At 72.3% G+C, this 15,772-nt stretch carries 16 protein-coding genes; 10 read left to right on the plus strand and 6 right to left on the minus strand.

The genetic code is table 11. From position 1 onward, the window contains the following. Positions 1 to 161: 161 nt before the first annotated feature. Both IE247_RS19535 and IE247_RS19540 read right to left on the minus strand, forming a co-directional pair. Positions 162 to 1,622 carry an amino acid permease gene (locus IE247_RS19535; RefSeq protein WP_190124465.1) on the minus strand — a complete coding sequence of 487 codons (1,461 nt, stop codon included), beginning with the start codon at positions 1,620 to 1,622 and terminating at the stop codon, positions 162 to 164. A gap of 212 nt (positions 1,623 to 1,834) precedes the next feature. Further along, positions 1,835 to 2,551, minus strand: a complete 717-nt coding sequence (locus IE247_RS19540) for a FadR/GntR family transcriptional regulator (protein ID WP_190124466.1) — start codon at positions 2,549 to 2,551, stop codon at positions 1,835 to 1,837. Between the two features lie 166 nt (positions 2,552 to 2,717). Here IE247_RS19540 and IE247_RS19545 point away from each other — a divergent pair, with 166 nt between their 5' ends. After that, positions 2,718 to 3,227 (plus strand): gluconokinase, encoded by a 510-nt coding sequence (locus IE247_RS19545; RefSeq protein ID WP_190124467.1) that lies wholly within the window; start codon positions 2,718 to 2,720, stop codon positions 3,225 to 3,227. A gap of 58 nt (positions 3,228 to 3,285) precedes the next feature. Continuing rightward, positions 3,286 to 4,683 carry a GntT/GntP/DsdX family permease gene (locus tag IE247_RS19550; protein WP_190124468.1) on the plus strand — a complete coding sequence of 466 codons (1,398 nt, stop codon included), beginning with the start codon at positions 3,286 to 3,288 and terminating at the stop codon, positions 4,681 to 4,683. A gap of 104 nt (positions 4,684 to 4,787) precedes the next feature. Here IE247_RS19550 and IE247_RS19555 read toward each other — a convergent pair whose 3' ends face one another. Next, positions 4,788 to 6,440 carry an FAD-binding dehydrogenase gene (locus IE247_RS19555; protein ID WP_190124469.1) on the minus strand — a complete coding sequence of 551 codons (1,653 nt, stop codon included), beginning with the start codon at positions 6,438 to 6,440 and terminating at the stop codon, positions 4,788 to 4,790. Between the two features lie 185 nt (positions 6,441 to 6,625). Between IE247_RS19555 and IE247_RS19560 the strand changes: the two genes are divergently transcribed. From IE247_RS19560 to IE247_RS19585, 6 genes are all read left to right on the plus strand, one after another. Next, positions 6,626 to 7,132, plus strand: a complete 507-nt coding sequence (locus IE247_RS19560) for an NUDIX hydrolase (protein WP_190124470.1) — start codon at positions 6,626 to 6,628, stop codon at positions 7,130 to 7,132. Between the two features lie 33 nt (positions 7,133 to 7,165). Continuing rightward, entirely contained in the window at positions 7,166 to 7,564 is a 399-nt protein-coding gene (locus tag IE247_RS19565) for a YidH family protein (protein WP_190124471.1), read from the plus strand. After that, positions 7,561 to 7,920, plus strand: coding sequence for a DUF202 domain-containing protein (locus IE247_RS19570; protein WP_190124472.1), 360 nt, complete (start codon positions 7,561 to 7,563; stop codon positions 7,918 to 7,920). The genes IE247_RS19565 and IE247_RS19570 overlap by 4 nt, the downstream gene beginning before the upstream one ends. A gap of 107 nt (positions 7,921 to 8,027) precedes the next feature. Continuing rightward, a complete protein-coding gene (locus IE247_RS19575) occupies positions 8,028 to 9,326 on the plus strand; it encodes an exo-beta-N-acetylmuramidase NamZ family protein (protein WP_190124473.1) in 1,299 nt (432 codons plus the stop codon). A 152-nt stretch (positions 9,327 to 9,478) separates the two neighbouring features. Then, positions 9,479 to 10,774 (plus strand): serine-threonine protein kinase, encoded by a 1,296-nt coding sequence (locus IE247_RS19580; RefSeq protein WP_373305581.1) that lies wholly within the window; start codon positions 9,479 to 9,481, stop codon positions 10,772 to 10,774. Positions 10,775 to 11,005: 231 nt separating this feature from the next. Further along, positions 11,006 to 11,617: a hypothetical protein gene (locus tag IE247_RS19585; protein WP_190124474.1), complete on the plus strand. Its 612-nt coding sequence runs from the start codon at positions 11,006 to 11,008 to the stop codon at positions 11,615 to 11,617. Positions 11,618 to 11,718: 101 nt separating this feature from the next. Here the strand turns inward: IE247_RS19585 and soxR are convergent, their stop codons facing one another. After that, on the minus strand, positions 11,719 to 12,201 hold the full coding sequence (soxR, locus tag IE247_RS19590; RefSeq protein WP_190124475.1) for a redox-sensitive transcriptional activator SoxR: 483 nt from the start codon (positions 12,199 to 12,201) through the stop codon (positions 11,719 to 11,721). A gap of 150 nt (positions 12,202 to 12,351) precedes the next feature. Between soxR and IE247_RS19595 the strand changes: the two genes are divergently transcribed. Beyond that, on the plus strand, positions 12,352 to 12,813 hold the full coding sequence (locus IE247_RS19595; protein WP_190124476.1) for a MaoC family dehydratase: 462 nt from the start codon (positions 12,352 to 12,354) through the stop codon (positions 12,811 to 12,813). A gap of 27 nt (positions 12,814 to 12,840) precedes the next feature. On the opposite strand, the gene IE247_RS19600 is transcribed toward IE247_RS19595, so the two are convergent. Then, a complete protein-coding gene (locus IE247_RS19600; RefSeq protein WP_190124477.1) occupies positions 12,841 to 13,464 on the minus strand; it encodes a TetR/AcrR family transcriptional regulator in 624 nt (207 codons plus the stop codon). Positions 13,465 to 13,620: 156 nt separating this feature from the next. Between IE247_RS19600 and IE247_RS19605 the strand changes: the two genes are divergently transcribed. Continuing rightward, entirely contained in the window at positions 13,621 to 14,319 is a 699-nt protein-coding gene (locus tag IE247_RS19605; protein WP_190124478.1) for an ArsR/SmtB family transcription factor, read from the plus strand. A 27-nt stretch (positions 14,320 to 14,346) separates the two neighbouring features. Here IE247_RS19605 and IE247_RS19610 read toward each other — a convergent pair whose 3' ends face one another. Continuing rightward, on the minus strand, positions 14,347 to 15,741 hold the full coding sequence (locus IE247_RS19610; RefSeq protein WP_190124479.1) for an aldehyde dehydrogenase family protein: 1,395 nt from the start codon (positions 15,739 to 15,741) through the stop codon (positions 14,347 to 14,349). Between the last annotated feature and the right edge of the window lie 31 nt (positions 15,742 to 15,772).

Here is a 15,772-nt window from a genome sequence, read left to right on the forward strand (position 1 = left end):
CTGCCCTTCTGCACGCGTCGGTCGGCCGCCGCGGTGGCTTGTCGGTGGGACATGCCGCGGCGGCCGGTACGCACGTTACACACCGGGCCGTACGGGGGTGTTTTCGGCCGGTTTGAGAGGCCGGTTCAGGAGCTGGTCCAGGGCCGGTCCAGGGAGCGGGCTCAGGCGTCCCGGCGCTCGGCGGCGAGGGTGTCCACCCGTCCGCGCACCATGAACCAGCCGCCCACCAGCGCCGCGGCGATCAGCGGCAGCAGCATCACGGTCGTACGCCCGATCCCGCCGCCCCACCACATCAGGAAGAGGACGCTGACGAGGAAGACCAGGGTGACGATCTGGGTGTACGGGGCCCAGGGCAGCCGGTACGAGGGGCGGGTGAGCCGGCCGTCCTGGGCGCGCTGCCAGAAGAGCAGCGAGCAGATCATGATCATGCCCCAGGTGCCGAGGATGCCGAGGGAGGCGAGGTTGAGGACGATCTCGAAGGCCTCGCCGGGCATGACGTAGTTGAGTCCGACGCCCGCCATGCCGAAGGCGGCGGTCAGCAGCACTCCGCCGTAGGGGACCTGCCCCTTGTTCATCCGGCCGGTGAAGCGGGGCGCGGACCCGGCGAGCGCCATGGAGCGCAGGATGCGGGCGGTGGAGTAGAGGCCGGCGTTGAGGCTGGAGAGCGCGGCCGTCAGGACCACCAGGTTCATCACCCCGGCGGCTCCGGGGATGCCGATCTTGTCCATGACGGTGACGAAGGGGCTCTCGTCGCCGGAGTAGGCGGTGTACGGCAGGAGCAGCGCGAGCAGGGCGACGGATCCGACGTAGAAGATGCCGACCCGCCACATGATCGAGTTGATCGCCCCGGGCATGACCTTCTCGGGGTTCTTGGTCTCGCCCGCGGCGACGCCGCACAGCTCGACGGAGGCGTACGCGAAGACGACGCCCTGGATCACCAGCAGCATCGGCAGCATGCCGAGCGGGAAGATCCCGTCGTTGGCGGAGATGGTGGAGAAGCCGGGGGTGTGGCCGCCGATCTCCTTCTGGGTGACCAGCAGGAAGATGCCGATCAGCATGAAGGCGACCAGGGCCGCCACCTTGATGATCGCGAACCAGAACTCCATCTCGCCGAAGTACTTCACCGAGATGAGGTTGGCCGTCAGCACGACGGCGAGGGCGATCAGGGCGAGGATCCACTGCGGGATGTCGCTGAACATGGCCCAGAAGTGGGCGTAGGTCGCGGCGGCGGTGATGTCGGCGACACAGGTGGTGGACCAGTTCAGGAAGTAGAGCCAGCCCGCCGTGTACGCGCCCTTCTCGCCCATGAACTCACGGGCGTAGGAGACGAAGGCTCCGGAGGAGGGGCGGTAGAGGACCAGTTCGCCGAGGGCGCGGACGACGAAGAAGGCGAAGAGGCCGCAGATCGCGTAGGCGATGGCGAGGGAGGGACCCGCGCCCGCCAGTCGCCCGCCCGCGCCGAGGAAGAGCCCGGTGCCGATCGCCCCGCCGATCGCGATCATGTTGATGTGGCGGGACTTCAGGTCCTTGCTGTACCCGGCGTCGCCGGCGTCCACGTGGGAGGAGGCGCTCGCCGGAGGCCCCGCGAGGGGCGGCTCGGCCGCGGTGGTGCGGTCACTCATATGGGGAGGTTCGCCTTCGTGAGGGAGCGTAGGTCGTCAGCAGCCCTGCGATTCTGGCAGTGCTCAAGGTCACACAGACATAGATCTGAGGTGGTTTTGAGGTTTCAAGCGGGCAAAGCAAGGACCTCAGCAAACCGTGGCAGTAAATCACGGCTGAGGGGGACAAACCGACCGGCGGCGGAGGAAAGCCTTCCGGGAGAGTGGCCGAGGGGTCAGTGGGCCGGGTCGGGGGCGAGGACGTCCAGCTCGGCGAGTGCGCCGACCGCGATCTCGCGGGTGATCGCCTCGGCCCTGGCGGCGTCGCCCTCCCGCACCGCCTCGGCGACCTGGACATGGAGGGTCACGGCCGCCGGGTCGGGGTCGTCGAACATCACCTGATGGTGGGTGCGCCCGGTGAGGATCTCGGCGACCACGTCGCCGAGGCGGGCGAACATCTCATTGCCGGAGGCGTTGAGCACCACCCGGTGGAAGGCGATGTCGTGCCGCAGATACTCCTCCAGCCGATGGCCGCGCGAGGTGGCGACCATGCCGAGGGCGCACTCGGTGAGTTCCGCGCACTGCTCGGGGGTGGCGTTGCGGGCGGCCAGCCCGGCCGCGACCGGCTCGACGGCGGAGCGCAGCACGGTCAGCGAGCGCAGCTGGCGGGGCCGGTCGGCACCGGCGAGGCGCCAGCGGATGACCCGGGGGTCGTAGACGTTCCACTCCTCGATGGCGCGGACGGTCACCCCGACCCGGCGGCGGGACTCGACCAGGCGCATCGACTCCATGACGCGGATCACCTCGCGGACGACGCTGCGCGAGACGTCGAAGCGCTGGGCGATCTCGTCGGTGCGCAGCACGCTGCCGCGCGGATACTCGCCCGCGGTGATCGCGAGGCCCAGGGTGTCGAGCACCAGTGTGTGGAGGTCCTGGCCGCCCGCAGTCGTCATGGATCAAGGGTACGGGGCGGGGTCCCGGGCTCGGCCCGGGAACAAAAAGTATGACGTTTAGGTCTCAGCCTCTTGAATATGTCGTACCTAATAGGTTTCAGTAGCGCGACGGACCGATGTCGACATCGTGGTCGGCACCGGTGTGACGGAATCAGCGAGGCATGTAATGAGCACCCCTCACGTCGTTGTGGTGATGGGCGTGGCAGGGACCGGCAAGACCACGATCGGCCCCCTGCTCGCCGACGCACTGGGCGTTCCCTACGCCGAGGGCGACGACTTCCATCCCCCGGCGAACATCGCCAAGATGTCGGCCGGCACTCCGCTGGACGACACCGACCGGTGGCCCTGGCTCGACTCGATCGGCCAGTGGGCGCACAGCCGGGCGGGCATCGGCGGTGTGGTCTCCAGCTCCGCCCTCAAGCGGTCCTATCGGGACCGGCTGCGGGCCGCCGCCCCCGACGCGGTCTTTCTGCATCTCACCGGCGACCGTGAGCTGATCGAGCGGCGGATGTCCGAGCGCAAGGGGCACTTCATGCCCACCAAACTGCTCGACTCGCAGTTCGCCACGCTCCAGCCGCTCCAGGACGACGAGGCGGGCGTGGCCGTCGATGTGTCCGGCAGCCCCGAGGACATCAGCGCGCGGGCCGCCGCCGCGCTGCGCGCGCTCGGCCAGTAGTCCCGTACCCCCTTCACGCCCTTCCCGTCCTCACCGAGTTCACTCTTAAGGAACCACCGTGACCAGTCTCAATGTCGAGATGCTGGCAGCGGGCGCGACAGAGCCGATCACCTCGGCCGGCAACGCCCAGCTCGGCATAGCCGTCCTCGCGGGCATCGCCGTCATCGTCCTGCTCATCACCAAGTTCAAGCTGCACGCCTTTCTGGCGCTGACCATCGGGTCGCTGGCGCTCGGGGCGTTCGCCGGGGCCCCGCTCGGCAAGGCGATCGAGTCCTTCTCCAAGGGTCTGGGCTCGACCGTCGCCGGTGTGGGTGTGCTGATCGCGCTCGGCGCGATCCTGGGCAAGCTGCTCGCCGACTCCGGCGGCGGCGACCAGATCGTGGACACGATCCTGGCGAAGGCGAACGGGCGCACCATGCCCTGGGCGATGGTGCTGATCGCCTCGGTGATCGGTCTGCCGCTCTTCTTCGAGGTCGGCATCGTGCTGCTGATCCCCGTGGTGCTGATGGTCGCCAAGCGCGGCAACTACTCCCTGATGCGGATCGGCATCCCCGCGCTCGCCGGTCTGTCGGTGATGCACGGACTGATCCCGCCGCACCCCGGCCCGCTGGTCGCGATCGACGCGCTGGGCGCCAACCTCGGTGTGACGCTGGCCCTCGGTGTGCTCGTCTCCATCCCGACTGTGATCATCGCGGGTCCGGTCTTCGCGAAGTACGCGGCCCGCTGGGTGGACATCCCCGCGCCGGAGAAGATGATCCCGGCCCGTCCCTCGGAGGACCTGGACAAGCGTCCCAGCTTCGGCGCGACCGTCTTCACGGTCATGCTGCCGGTCGTGCTGATGCTGTCGAACGCGCTGGTCGAGATCGTCGTCGACGACCCCGAGAACCCGGTGCAGAAGGTCACCGACATCATCGGCTCCCCGATGATCGCGCTGCTCGCGGCCGTACTGGTGGGTCTGTTCACGCTGGGCGCGGCGGCCGGCTTCACCAAGGACCGGCTGGCGTCCACCGTCGAGAAGTCCCTCGCCCCGATCGCGGGCGTGCTGATGATCGTCGGCGCGGGCGGCGGCTTCAAGCAGACGCTGATCGACGTCGGTGTGGGCCAGATGATCCTGGACATCTCCGAGAGCTGGGCCATCCCCACCCTGCTGCTCGCCTGGCTGATCGCGGTCGCGATCCGGCTGGCGACGGGTTCGGCGACCGTCGCGACGATCTCCGCGGCCGGTCTGGTCGCGCCGCTGGCGGCGGGCATGACCACCACCGAGTCGGCGCTGCTGGTGCTGGCGATCGGCGCGGGTTCGCTCTTCTTCAGCCATGTCAATGACGCCGGTTTCTGGCTGGTGAAGGAGTACTTCGGGATGAGCGTCGGCCAGACGATCAAGACCTGGTCGGTGATGGAGACCATCATCTCGGTGGTCGGCATCGTCTTCGTGCTGCTGCTGTCGCTGGTGCTGTAGCGCGCTGTGCGCTTCGCGCGGTGACCCGGGGTGCCGGGCGGACTCCCTGGGGAGTCCGCCCGGCGCCTTCGTCGTGGGGTGGGCCGCGCCGCGCCGCGGACGGCTCACACCGCCCGCGCCGCGGCCCGCCCGGCGGCGCGGCCGGAGAAGAGGCAGCCGCCGAGGAAGGTGCCCTCCAGCGAGCGGTAGCCGTGCATTCCGCCGCCGCCGAAGCCGGCCGCCTCCCCCGCCGCGTACAGCCCCTCCAGCGGCTCGCCGTCCACGTCCAGCACTCGCGAGGAGAGGTCGGTCTCCAGCCCGCCGAGCGATTTCCGGGTGAGGATGTTCAGCCGTACGGCGATCAGCGGCCCGGCGGCCGGGTCCAGGATCCGGTGCGGGGCGACGGTGCGGACGAGCCGGTCGCCGAGATAGTTGCGGGCCCCTCGGACCGCCATGACCTGGAGGTCCTTGGTGAAGGGGTGCCGGATCTCCCGGTCGCGGGCGACGATCTCGCGGCGCAGCTCCGACTCTTCGATCAGCGGCTCCCCGCCGATCGCGTTCATGCCGCGCACCAGCGCGGCGAGATCCCGCTCGACGACGAAGTCCGCGCCGCTCTCCATGAAGGCCCGCACCGGCCCCGGCACACCGGCGCGCGCCCGCCCGAGCACCTGGCGCACGGACTTCTCCGTGAGGTCGGGGTTCTGCTCGGAGCCGGAGAGGGCGAACTCCTTGGCGATGATCCGCCGGTTCAGCACGAACCAGGTGTGGTCGTAGCCGGAGCGCATGATGTGTTCGAGGGTGCCCAGGGTGTCGAAGCCGGGGAAGAGCGGCACCGGGAGCCGCCGGCCGCGCGCGTCGAGCCAGAGCGAGGACGGGCCGGGGAGGATCCGGATGCCGTGCCGGGCCCAGACGGGGTTCCAGTTCTCGATGCCCTCGGTGTAGTGCCACATCCGGTCGCGGTTGATGTGGCTCGCGCCCACGCGCTCGGCGACGCCCAGCATCAGCCCGTCGACATGGGCGGGGACGCCGGAGAGCAGCTTCGCGGGCGGGGTGCCCAGCCGGTCGGGCCAGTTGGCGCGGACGAGATCGTGGTTGCCGCCGATGCCCCCGGAGGTGATGATCACGGCCTGGGCGCGCAGCTCGAAGGCCCCGGCGACCTCCCGTCCGCTGGCGGTGCCGCGCGGGGCGGCGGAGGGTTCGAGCACCTCGCCGCTGACGGTGTCGATCACTCCCGCGCTGCGGCCGAGGCCGGTGACCCGGTGGCGGAAGCGCTGCTGGACCAGGCCCCGGGCGACCCCGTCGGCGACCCGCCGGGCGAAGGGGGCGACGACGCCCGGTCCGGTGCCCCAGGTGAGATGGAAGCGGGGTACGGAGTTCCCCTGGCCCGTGGCGTCGTGGCCGCCGCGTTCGGCCCAGCCGACGACCGGGAAGAACCGCACGCCCCGGGCGCGGAGCCAGGCCCTCTTCTCGCCCGCCGCGAAGTCGACGTACGCCTCGGCCCAGCGGCGGGGCCAGCCGTCCTCCTCACGGTCGAAGCCCGCCGTGCCCAGCCAGTCCTGGAGCGCGAGATCGCGGCTGTCGCGGACGCGCAGCCTGCGCTGCTCGGGCGAGTCGACCAGGAAGAGCCCGCCGAGGGACCAGTGGGCCTGTCCGCCGATGGACTGCTCCGGCTCCTGGTCCAGCAGGATGACCCTGCGCCCGGCGGCGGCCAGCTCCGCGGTGGCGACCAGCCCCGCCAGGCCTGCCCCGATCACGATCACATCAGCGTCGTACGCCATGGCTTGTTCCATCCTTGTCCGGCGGGGTTCGGTACGGGGCCGGCCGGACGCGCGGTGGGAACGGTCCGGCCGGACCGGCCGGTCCGATCTTCCGTACGGTGTGAGGGCCCGTCAACGGTTTCGGCGGGACGGGAACGGGTCGGCAACAGGACGGGAAACGAGCGGACGGACGGGGTGGGCACGGGATGGGCGCTGACGAGATCCTCGATGTGGTGGACGAGTCCGACCGGGTGACGGGGCAGGCCCGCCGGGCCGACGTCTATGCCCGCGGGCTGCGCCACCGTTGTGTGTTCGTGCTGGCCAGGGACGGCCTGGGCCGCGTCTTCGTCCATCGCAGGGCGGCGGACAAGGTGATCTTCCCCGCGCTGTACGACATGTTCGTGGGCGGTGTCGTGGGGGCGGGCGAAAGCTACGACACGGCGGCGCTGCGGGAGGCCGAGGAGGAGCTGAGGGTCACGGGGCTGCCCCGGCCCGTGCCGCTGTTCAGGTTTCTGTACGAGGGCGGGCCGGGGCGGAGCTGGTGGTCGGCGGTGTACGAGGTGCGCTGTGAAACGCCGGTGAACCCTCAGAAGGAGGAGGTCGACTGGCACGCTTTTCTGCCGGAGGCCGAGCTGGAACCGCTGCTGGGCGTGTGGGAGTGGGCGCCGGACGGGCTGGCCGCCTACCGCCGTCTCCGGGCCCTTCGCCCCTGATCCTATGATCGTTTCGCGGGTAGTGTGCGAAAGGTGAAGGACATCGCGCGGAGCCTGCGGCTGTGGTTCGCCCCCCAGCGGGTGCGCGAGGAGGGCCGGACGCCCGACTACCGGTTCTCGCTCGCCAATGAGCGGACCTTCCTGGCCTGGCTGCGGACGGCGCTGGCGCTGATCGGCGGCGGATTCGCCGTGGACCAGTTCCTGCCGGATCTGCGCTGGGGCGTACGGGCCGGGCTGGCGCTGGCGCTGCTGGGCGCGGGGGTGCTGTGCGCGCTGCGGGCGGTCAACCACTGGGTGCGGTGCGAGCGGGCGATGCGGCGCGGCGAGGATCTGCCGGTGTCGCGCTTTCCGACGGTGCTGAGCCTGGTGATCGCGGCCCTGGCGGTGGCCATGGTGGCCGTGGTGCTCTTCGGCTGGGAGGGCGGGCGGTGACGACGCCGCCGGACCGGGAGCGGAAGCCGGAACCGGAACCGGAACCGGTCCCCGAGCGTGATCCGGGGCTTCAGCCGGAGCGGACCCGGCTGGCGTGGCGGCGGACGACGCTGGCGTTCACCGTGGCGGCCGTGTTCGCGGGCCGTCAGGCGGTGACCGGCGGGACGGGCCCGGTGGGAACGGTCGCGGTGGCGCTCAGTGTGCTGGTGTGGCTGGGGTTTCTGCTGCTGGCGCACCGGCGGGTACGGACGCTGGGGGCCGGTCCGGTGCCTTCGGCGCTGCCCGGGCGGATGGCCCTGACGGCGGTGGTGTGCACGGTGGGGCTGGCGGGGTTCGCGGTGGCGGTCGTGGTCTGAGCCGGGCGGCGGACCCTGGAGGAACGTTCCGCCGGGGTCGTTCCGCGCGGCGGCCGGGCGCGCTAGCGTGCGTGGCCATGACAGACAGTCCGTACGGGGGGAGTCCGATGAGCCTGTCCAGAAGAGGACTGCTGGCCGGCGCCGGAGCGGCCGGGGCGCTGGCCGCGACCGCCGGACCGAGCGCCGCAGCCCAGACCGGAGCCGGGGCCGGGGCCGCAGCGGGAGCCGAGGCCGGACGGAGCGGGCGGGGCGGGCGGGTGCGGGTGCGTACCGGATTCGACCGGCTCGCCGCCGACGGCTACGACCGGCTGGCCGGGCAGCGGGTCGGGGTGGTCACCAATCCGACCGGGGTCACCTCCGGCGTACGCCATGTCGTGGATGTGATGCACGCCGACGAACGCGTCGATCTGATCGCCGTCTTCGGCCCGGAGCACGGCTTCCGGGGCACCGCCCAGGCGGGCGGCTCCGAGGGGCGGTACGACGATCCGGCGACCGGACTGCCGGTGTACGACACCTATCTGAAGAGCGGCCGGCCGCTCGCCGACATCTTCACCGCCTCCGGGGTGGACACGGTCGTCTTTGACATCCAGGACGTCGGCGCGCGCTTCTACACCTACATCTGGACGCTGTACGACTGCATGAAGGCGGCGGCGCTCGCGGGGAAACGGTTCGTCGTGCTGGACCGGCCCAACCCGGTGACCGGGCGGGCCGCCCTCGGCCCGGTGCTGGAGCGCCCCTTCGCGACCTTCGTGGGACGGGAGCCGATCCCGCAGGCGCACGGAATGACGGTGACCGAGCTGGCGCGGCTCTTCAACGGCGAGTTCCTGGGCGAGAGCCCGGTGGAGCTGGAGACCGTACGGATGTCGGGGTGGCGGCGCTCGGACTTCTTCGACGAGACGGGGCTGCCGTGGGTGCCGCCGAGCCCCAATATGCCCACGCCCGAGACCGCGCTGGTCTACGCGGGCACCTGTCTCTTCGAAGGCACCAATCTCTCCGAGGGCCGGGGCACGACCCGCCCCTTCGAGCTGCTGGGCGCGGAGGGGGTGGACCGCCGCTGGGCCGAGGCGGCGAACGCCCTGGAGCTGCCGGGGGTGCGGTTCCGGGAGGCGTACTTCACTCCGACGTTCTCCAAGTTCCAGGGGAAGACCGTCGGCGGGGTGCAGCTCCATGTCCACGACCGGGAGGTCTTCGACCCGGTGCGCACCGCCGTCGCGCTGCTGGTGACGGCCAAACGGTCCTGGAGCGGCTTCGCCTGGCGGCCCGACCACTGGATCGACAAGCTGACCGGCTCGGTGAAGGTCCGCACCTCGATCGACGCGGGGGCCGGGCCCGACGAGGTGGTCGGCGCGTGGCAGGAGGAGCTGGCCGCCTTCCGCTCCGTACGGAAGGCGTATCTGCGCTACTGAGCCCCGCCCCTCCCCCGGTCGGCCGACACGTATGCGGAAATCCCCGCCCCCGGCGCGTACATGGCCGAATGCGGTGGTTCCCGGGTCTGGCCGTCCCTCCCCCGACGCCGGATCCTGGTGTCGGAAGAGGATGTACCGGGGGAAGGACAGTCATGCCGGACATGAGCGTGGAGCCGTATCAGGACATCTCCTTCGGCAAGGACGGCGACCTCGACGGGGTGGGTCCGGACCGGCTGCTGAAGCTGGACGTCACCGATCTGGTGATGTTCGCGCATGGCTGGAACAACTCCCCCGCGACGGCCGCCCGGCTGCACTCCGCCTTCTTCGCGCCCTTCCCCTCGCTGGTGTCACCACAGGTGCGGCTGGGGTACGCGGGGATCGGATGGCCGTCCATGCGGTTCACCGACGAGCCGGTGCCCGGCTTCGGCCGGCCGGACGGATCTGCCGGGCCTGCCGGGCCTGCCGGCCCGGGGCTGGACCCGGCGACCCTCGCCGCCCTGGGGGAACTCTTCCCCGGGCACACGGCCGCGGTGGCCCGGCTCACCGGGCTCCTGGAGGAGCGGCCGGAGGCCCCGGAGGCGTTCGCCGAGTTCGGCAGGCTGGTGCGGCGGCTGGCCCGGGCCCCGGCGGGCGGTCTGGAGGACTGCTTCACGGACGATCTGCCGCAGGACGAGCAGGGCCCGCCCGCACTGCTGTACGAGGACGCCCTGACGCTCTGCCAGAACTTCGCCCGGGCGCTGGAAGGGGCGGAGCCAGGCGCTCCGCCCGCCGTCGGGGGCGGGACGCGCACGGCGTGGCGCGGGGCGAAGGAGCTGCTGCGGCAGACCACGTACTACGCGATGAAGCGCCGCGCGGGGGCCGTCGGGGAGCTGGGGCTCGGTCCGCTGCTGGGGCGGCTGGCCCGCGGCCGGCCCGGGATGCGCGTCCATCTGGTCGGTCACAGCCAGGGGGCGCGGCTGGTCGCCTTCGCGCTGCGCGGACTGCCCGACGGGGTGCGCAGCGTGAAGTCGGTGACGCTGCTCCAGGGGGCCTTCTCGCACTACGCGTTCGCGCCGAGCCTGCCGCACGCGGCCCAGAACTCGGGCGCGCTGCGGGCGATGGAGCACCGGGTCGACGGTCCGGTGGTGGCCTGCTACTCGCGGCACGACAGCGCGCTCGGGGCGATCTACCCGCTGGCCTCCCGGCTCGCCGGGGACGACAGGAACGCGGGCGGGCCCGACCCCCGCTGGTGGGCCGCCGGGCACAGCGGTCTCCAGGGCGCGGCCCCGCCGTCGGTGCGGCTGACCCTGGAGGAGGCGCTGACGCGGGGCGTTCCCCGCGCGGGGTGTGTGAGCGTGGACACCGCCTCGGTGGTGCGGCGCGGCGGGCCGCCGGCCGGTGCGCACAGCGACATCTGCCATCGGGAGCTGGCCCGGGTGGTGGTCGCGGCGGGGCGCATCGGGCGCTGAACAGCCGGGCGGGCGGACGGGCGGACGGGTGGAGAGAGGGGCGGACGGGTGGAGAGAGGGGCGAACAAGATTCCGAACAGCGTCCGCGAGGAAGATCACACGCTCCTGACCTGCTGCTTCGTGCTGGACATGCCGTAGTCCGGAGCTTCTCATTTTCGATGGAGCCGGATCGGGCAGGCGTACGTCCAAACGTCGACGCTCGATGGACGAGCGACGGAGGTGGCAAGTGCGATGGCCGGTTTCCGGAGTCTTGCGAGACAGGTGCGTGACACGCGGTGTGATCTGGCGCTGAGGCGCTACTCACTGCGCAAGTGCCTGGAGAGGTTCGCCCCTTATGGACATCGGGCGACATGGGACCACCTGTGTGTGCGGCACGGGATCGAGTCCGAGGACCGCGCGCCCGATCCGGCCCGGCTGGTGGCCGCGCTGGAGGAGCTGGAGCGGGCGCGGGCCGTGTGGCTCGCGTACGAGGAGAGCTTCGCGGACCGCCGCAGGCGGGAGAAGCACGACGGGCTGCGCAGGCCGGGCTCCGTCGACGACTGGCACCGGCGGACCTGGGGCGGGCACGGGGTGGCGCGCTGCGACCATCCCTCCTGCCATCCGGCGGCCCCGCTGGACGAGGTGCTGCGGCGGCTGATCGCCGCGCTGGAGAACGAACCGGGTGATTCCTGCCCCGTCTGCGAGGCCACGGGGATCGTATGGCGGGCGGATCTGACCGACGAGCCGTGGACCGGGCCGGTCTGCACCGGCTGCGGCATAGTCGTGCCGCGGCCCGTGCTGACGTCACAGGCCGTGGCGAGTGCCAAGGAGGCGGGACGCGGCAGCCTCGCCCCGGTGGCCTGAGCCGTCACCGGCGTCCTGGGGCCCGAACACGCCCGCAGGACGCGCGAACCCGCCGCCCACGCCCCCGGGCGGCGGGACACCACACCACACCCGGTCACGGCTCAGTCGGCGTCCTTGTCCTTGTCCTTGTAGCGGACGGGCATCAGCCGTGAGCCGGCCATCTGGCGGCCGAACGCGTCCTCGGGGTTGGACAGCACACAGGTCTCCAGCGAGAGACAGCCGCAGCCGATGCAGTCGGTGAGATGGTCCCTCAGCCGCCCGAGCTGCTTGATCCGCTCGTCCAGCTCCTTGCGCCACACATGGGAGAGCCGGGCCCAGTCGTCCCGGTCGGGGGTGCGCTCCTCGGGCAGCTCGGCCAGCGCGTCCCGGATCGTGGCGAGCGGGATGCCGACCCGCTGCGCCGCGCGGACGAAGGCCACCCGGCGCAGGGCGTCCCGGGGGTAGCGGCGCTGATTGCCGGTGGTCCGGCGGCTGCTGATGAGCCCTTTGGACTCGTAGAAGTGGAGGGCGGACACGGCGGCGCCGCTGCGCTCGGAGAGCTGACCTACCGTCAACTCGTGAGTCTTATCCGGAAACTGGGACACCCCTCCAAGCGTAGTCCCTGCCCGGCGGGCGCCGGTGCGCCTCCGTTGACAGAAGCACACCCGCCGACCATGCTGAGCGGGCGCTCAGGCGTGGCCCCGGGAGCCCGCGCCGGTGAGCGGGAGAACGCCACCGAGAGGCAGGGACCAGGGATGGCCGAGCCGAGGATCTTCGCCTCCGCCGAGGAGCTGCGCGCCGGGGTGGGCGAGCCGCTGGGGCACAGCGACTGGCTGGAGATCGACCAGCGGCGGATCGACCTCTTCGCCGAGGCGACCGGCGACCACCAGTGGATCCATGTGGATCCCGTGCGGGCGGCGGCCGGGCCCTTCGGGGCGACCATCGCCCACGGGTATCTCACGCTCTCGCTGCTGCCGGTCCTGGTCCCCCAGGTGATGCGGGTCGAGGGCGCGCGCATGGGCCTCAACTACGGCACCGGCAAGGTGCGCTTTCCCGCTCCGGTACCGGTGGGCTCCCGGCTGCGGGCCACGGCGGAGCTGCGGGAGGTCACCGCGGCGGCCGGCGGGGTGCAGGTGACGGCCCTGGTCACGGTCGAGCGCGAGGGCGGCGAGAAGCCGGTGTGCGTGGCCGAGTCGCTCTCCCGCTACTACTTCTGAGACTTCCCGCCTCCGCGCGGTGTACCGCTACCGCCGGGCCGAGACCATCCGCAGCACGAGATCGGCGTAGAGCGCGCCGACCTCCTCGGGCGTGCGGCGGCCCTGGACATTGAACCAGCGCGCCACATCGATGCAGAGGGAGAGCACGGCGAGGGTGGTCCCCGGAACGTCGGGGACGTCGAACTCCCCGCTCTCGACGCCCTCGCGCAGAATGCCGCGGACCACGGCGTCGCTGCGGCGGCGCAGCGCCACGATCTCGGCGCGGTGCTCGTCGGAGAGCGCGTCCAGCTCGTACTGCACCACCCGGGCGGTGTCGTGCCGGCCGGCGTGCCAGCGGACGAAGGAGCTGACGGCTTCGGCGAGCCGCTCGCCGGGGGTGCCGCCGCGCCCGGAGGCGGTCTCCAGCACTTCGAGCGCCCGCTCGTGCCCGATCCGGCTGATCCGGTGGAGCAGCTCTTCCTTGGTCTTGTAGTGGATGTAGAGGGCGGCGGGGCTCATTCCGGCGCGGCCCGCGATGTCACGGGTGGTCGTCGCGTGATAGCCGCGCTCGGCGAACGCCTCGACGGCGGCCACGAGCAGCTTGCGCGCCGCTTCGGGGGTGACCTCGCCCCACGGCACGTTCTCGCAGTCGGTCTCCTCGGCCGCGGCCATGGCTCGCCTCTTCTCTCACCGGCAGGGGAACACCATACCCCGAAGCTGAGCAAGCGCTTAGGGCCTGTCGTCCGGATCAGGCGGGGACCGGCCGGGACCGGGTCGTACCAGCATAGTTCGGCCCGTGCCGAAGGGTGGATGCGCGACCCTGGAGGCATGACCGCATCCGCTCTCGCCGCTTTCGCCGCACTGCTCGCCGACGAGACCCGGGCCCGTTTCTGTCTCGCCCTGCTGGACGGCCGCGCCTGGACCGCCGGTGAGCTGGCCCGGCATGTGGGGGTCGCGCCGTCGACCGCCAGTGAGCATCTGGGCAGGCTCGTCGCGGGCGGACTGCTGGCCGAGGAGCGCCAGGGGCGGCACCGGTACGTACGGCTGGCCGACGCCCGTACGGCGTATCTGGTGGAGGAGCTGGCCGCCCACACCGAGCCGGGGCCCCCGGCCGCGCCCACGTCGCTGCGGGCGGCGGGCGCGCGCAGCGCGATGGCCCGGGGGCGCACCTGTTACGACCATCTCGCGGGCCGGCTCGGGATCGCGATCACCGAGGCGATGACCGTGCGCGGGCTGCTGCTCCAGGAGTCCGGCTTCGCGCTGACCGCCCGGGGTACGGAGTGGTTCGCCGCGCTGGGTCTGGAGCCGCTGCGGGGGCGGGGGCGGCGGCCGGTCGTCCGGGCGTGTCTGGACTGGACCGAGCGCAGACCGCATCTCGCGGGGGCGGCGGGGGCCGAGCTGTGCCGGTACGCGCTGGACTCGGGCTGGTGCGTACGGATCGGCTCGGAGCGGGCGGTGCGGGTGACCGCCGAGGGGGAGCGGGCGCTGGCCGAGCTGCTCGGCATCGCCCCCGAGGCGCTGCGCTGACCGGCGACCGGCCTGGCCTGGCCGCGATCAGAACTGGAGGGACTTGGTCTGGAGGTACTCCGCCAGACCGTGCGCCCCCAGCTCCCGGCCGAAGCCCGAGCGTTTGTGTCCGCCGAAGGGGGCGAGCGGGTTGAACCGGCCGCCGTTGACGTCGATCTGACCGGCGTCCATGCGGCGGGCGAAGGCGGCTGCCGTCGCATCGTCCGCCGCCCAGACCGCGCCGCCCAGGCCGTACACCGTGCCGTTGGCGATCCGGAGGGCGTCCTCCTCGTCCTCGTACCGCAGCAGTGCCACGACCGGGCCGAAGATCTCCTCCTGCGCGACGGCCATCTCGGGGGTGACATCGGCGAAGACGGTGGGGCTGACGTAGTGGCCGAGGCCGCGGGGCGCGGCCGGGCCGCCCGTGACCAGCCGGGCGCCCTCGGCGACGGCCTTGTCGATGTGGCCCCGCACGCGCCGTAGCTGCCGCTCGCTGACGAGCGGGCCGATCCGCTCCCCCGGGGTGTGTCCGGCGGCCTCCTCGGCCGCGAGGGCCACGGCCTCCTCGTACTGATCGCGGTGGATCAGCAGCCGGGACCAGGCGCTGCAGGTCTGGCCGGAGTTGAACATCACCTGGGCGACGCTCGCGCGGACCGCCGTCCGGAGGTCGGCCCCGGGCAGGATGACGCTGGCCGATTTGCCGCCCAGCTCCAGTGTGACGCGCTTGACGGCCGCCCCGGCGACCGCGCCGATCCGCCGCCCGACCGCCGTGGAGCCGGTGAAGGAGACCAGGTCGACGCCGTCGTGCGCGGCGAGGGCGGCCCCGGCGACCGGGCCGAGGCCGGTGACGACATTGACCGTCCCGGCGGGCAGGTCCGCCTCGTGGACGGCCTCCGCGAAGAGCTGGGCGGTCAGCGGGGTCTCCTCGGAGGGCTTGACCACGACGGCGCAGCCCGCCGCGAGAGCGGCGGCGGCCTTGGCGACGATCTGGTGGAGCGGATAATTCCAGGGGGTGATCGCGCCGACCACGCCGACGGGCTCCAGCAGCACGGTGGAGTTGCCGACGGCCTCCTCGAAGGAGTGTGCGGCGGCCAGCTCCGCGAAGGAGGCCGCGATCACCACCGGCAGCCCGGCGTGGACCGTCCGGGCGAGGTCGGGCGGCGCGCCGAGTTCGGCGACGACGGTCTCGGTGAACGCGTCCGCGCGGGCCGCCAGGGCGTCGCGGAGCGCCGCGATCCGGGCCGCGCGCCCGGCGGGCGGGGTCGCGGCCCAGCCGGGGAACGCGGCGCGGGCGGCGCGCACGGCGGCGTCGATGTCCTCGGCGGTGCCGGCCGGGACACGGGCGACGGTCCGTTCGTCGGCCGGGTTCACCACGGCGATGGTCTCCGCGGTGGCGGCGGGCCGCCAGCGGCCGCCGATGTACATCGCGTCATGGGCCTTCATCGCGCTCCTTCGGGGACGGACGCCCCGCTCG

It is taken from the genome of Streptomyces inusitatus, from assembly GCF_014651115.1.
GTDB classification, from domain to species: Bacteria; Actinomycetota; Actinomycetes; order Streptomycetales; family Streptomycetaceae; genus Streptomyces; species Streptomyces amakusaensis.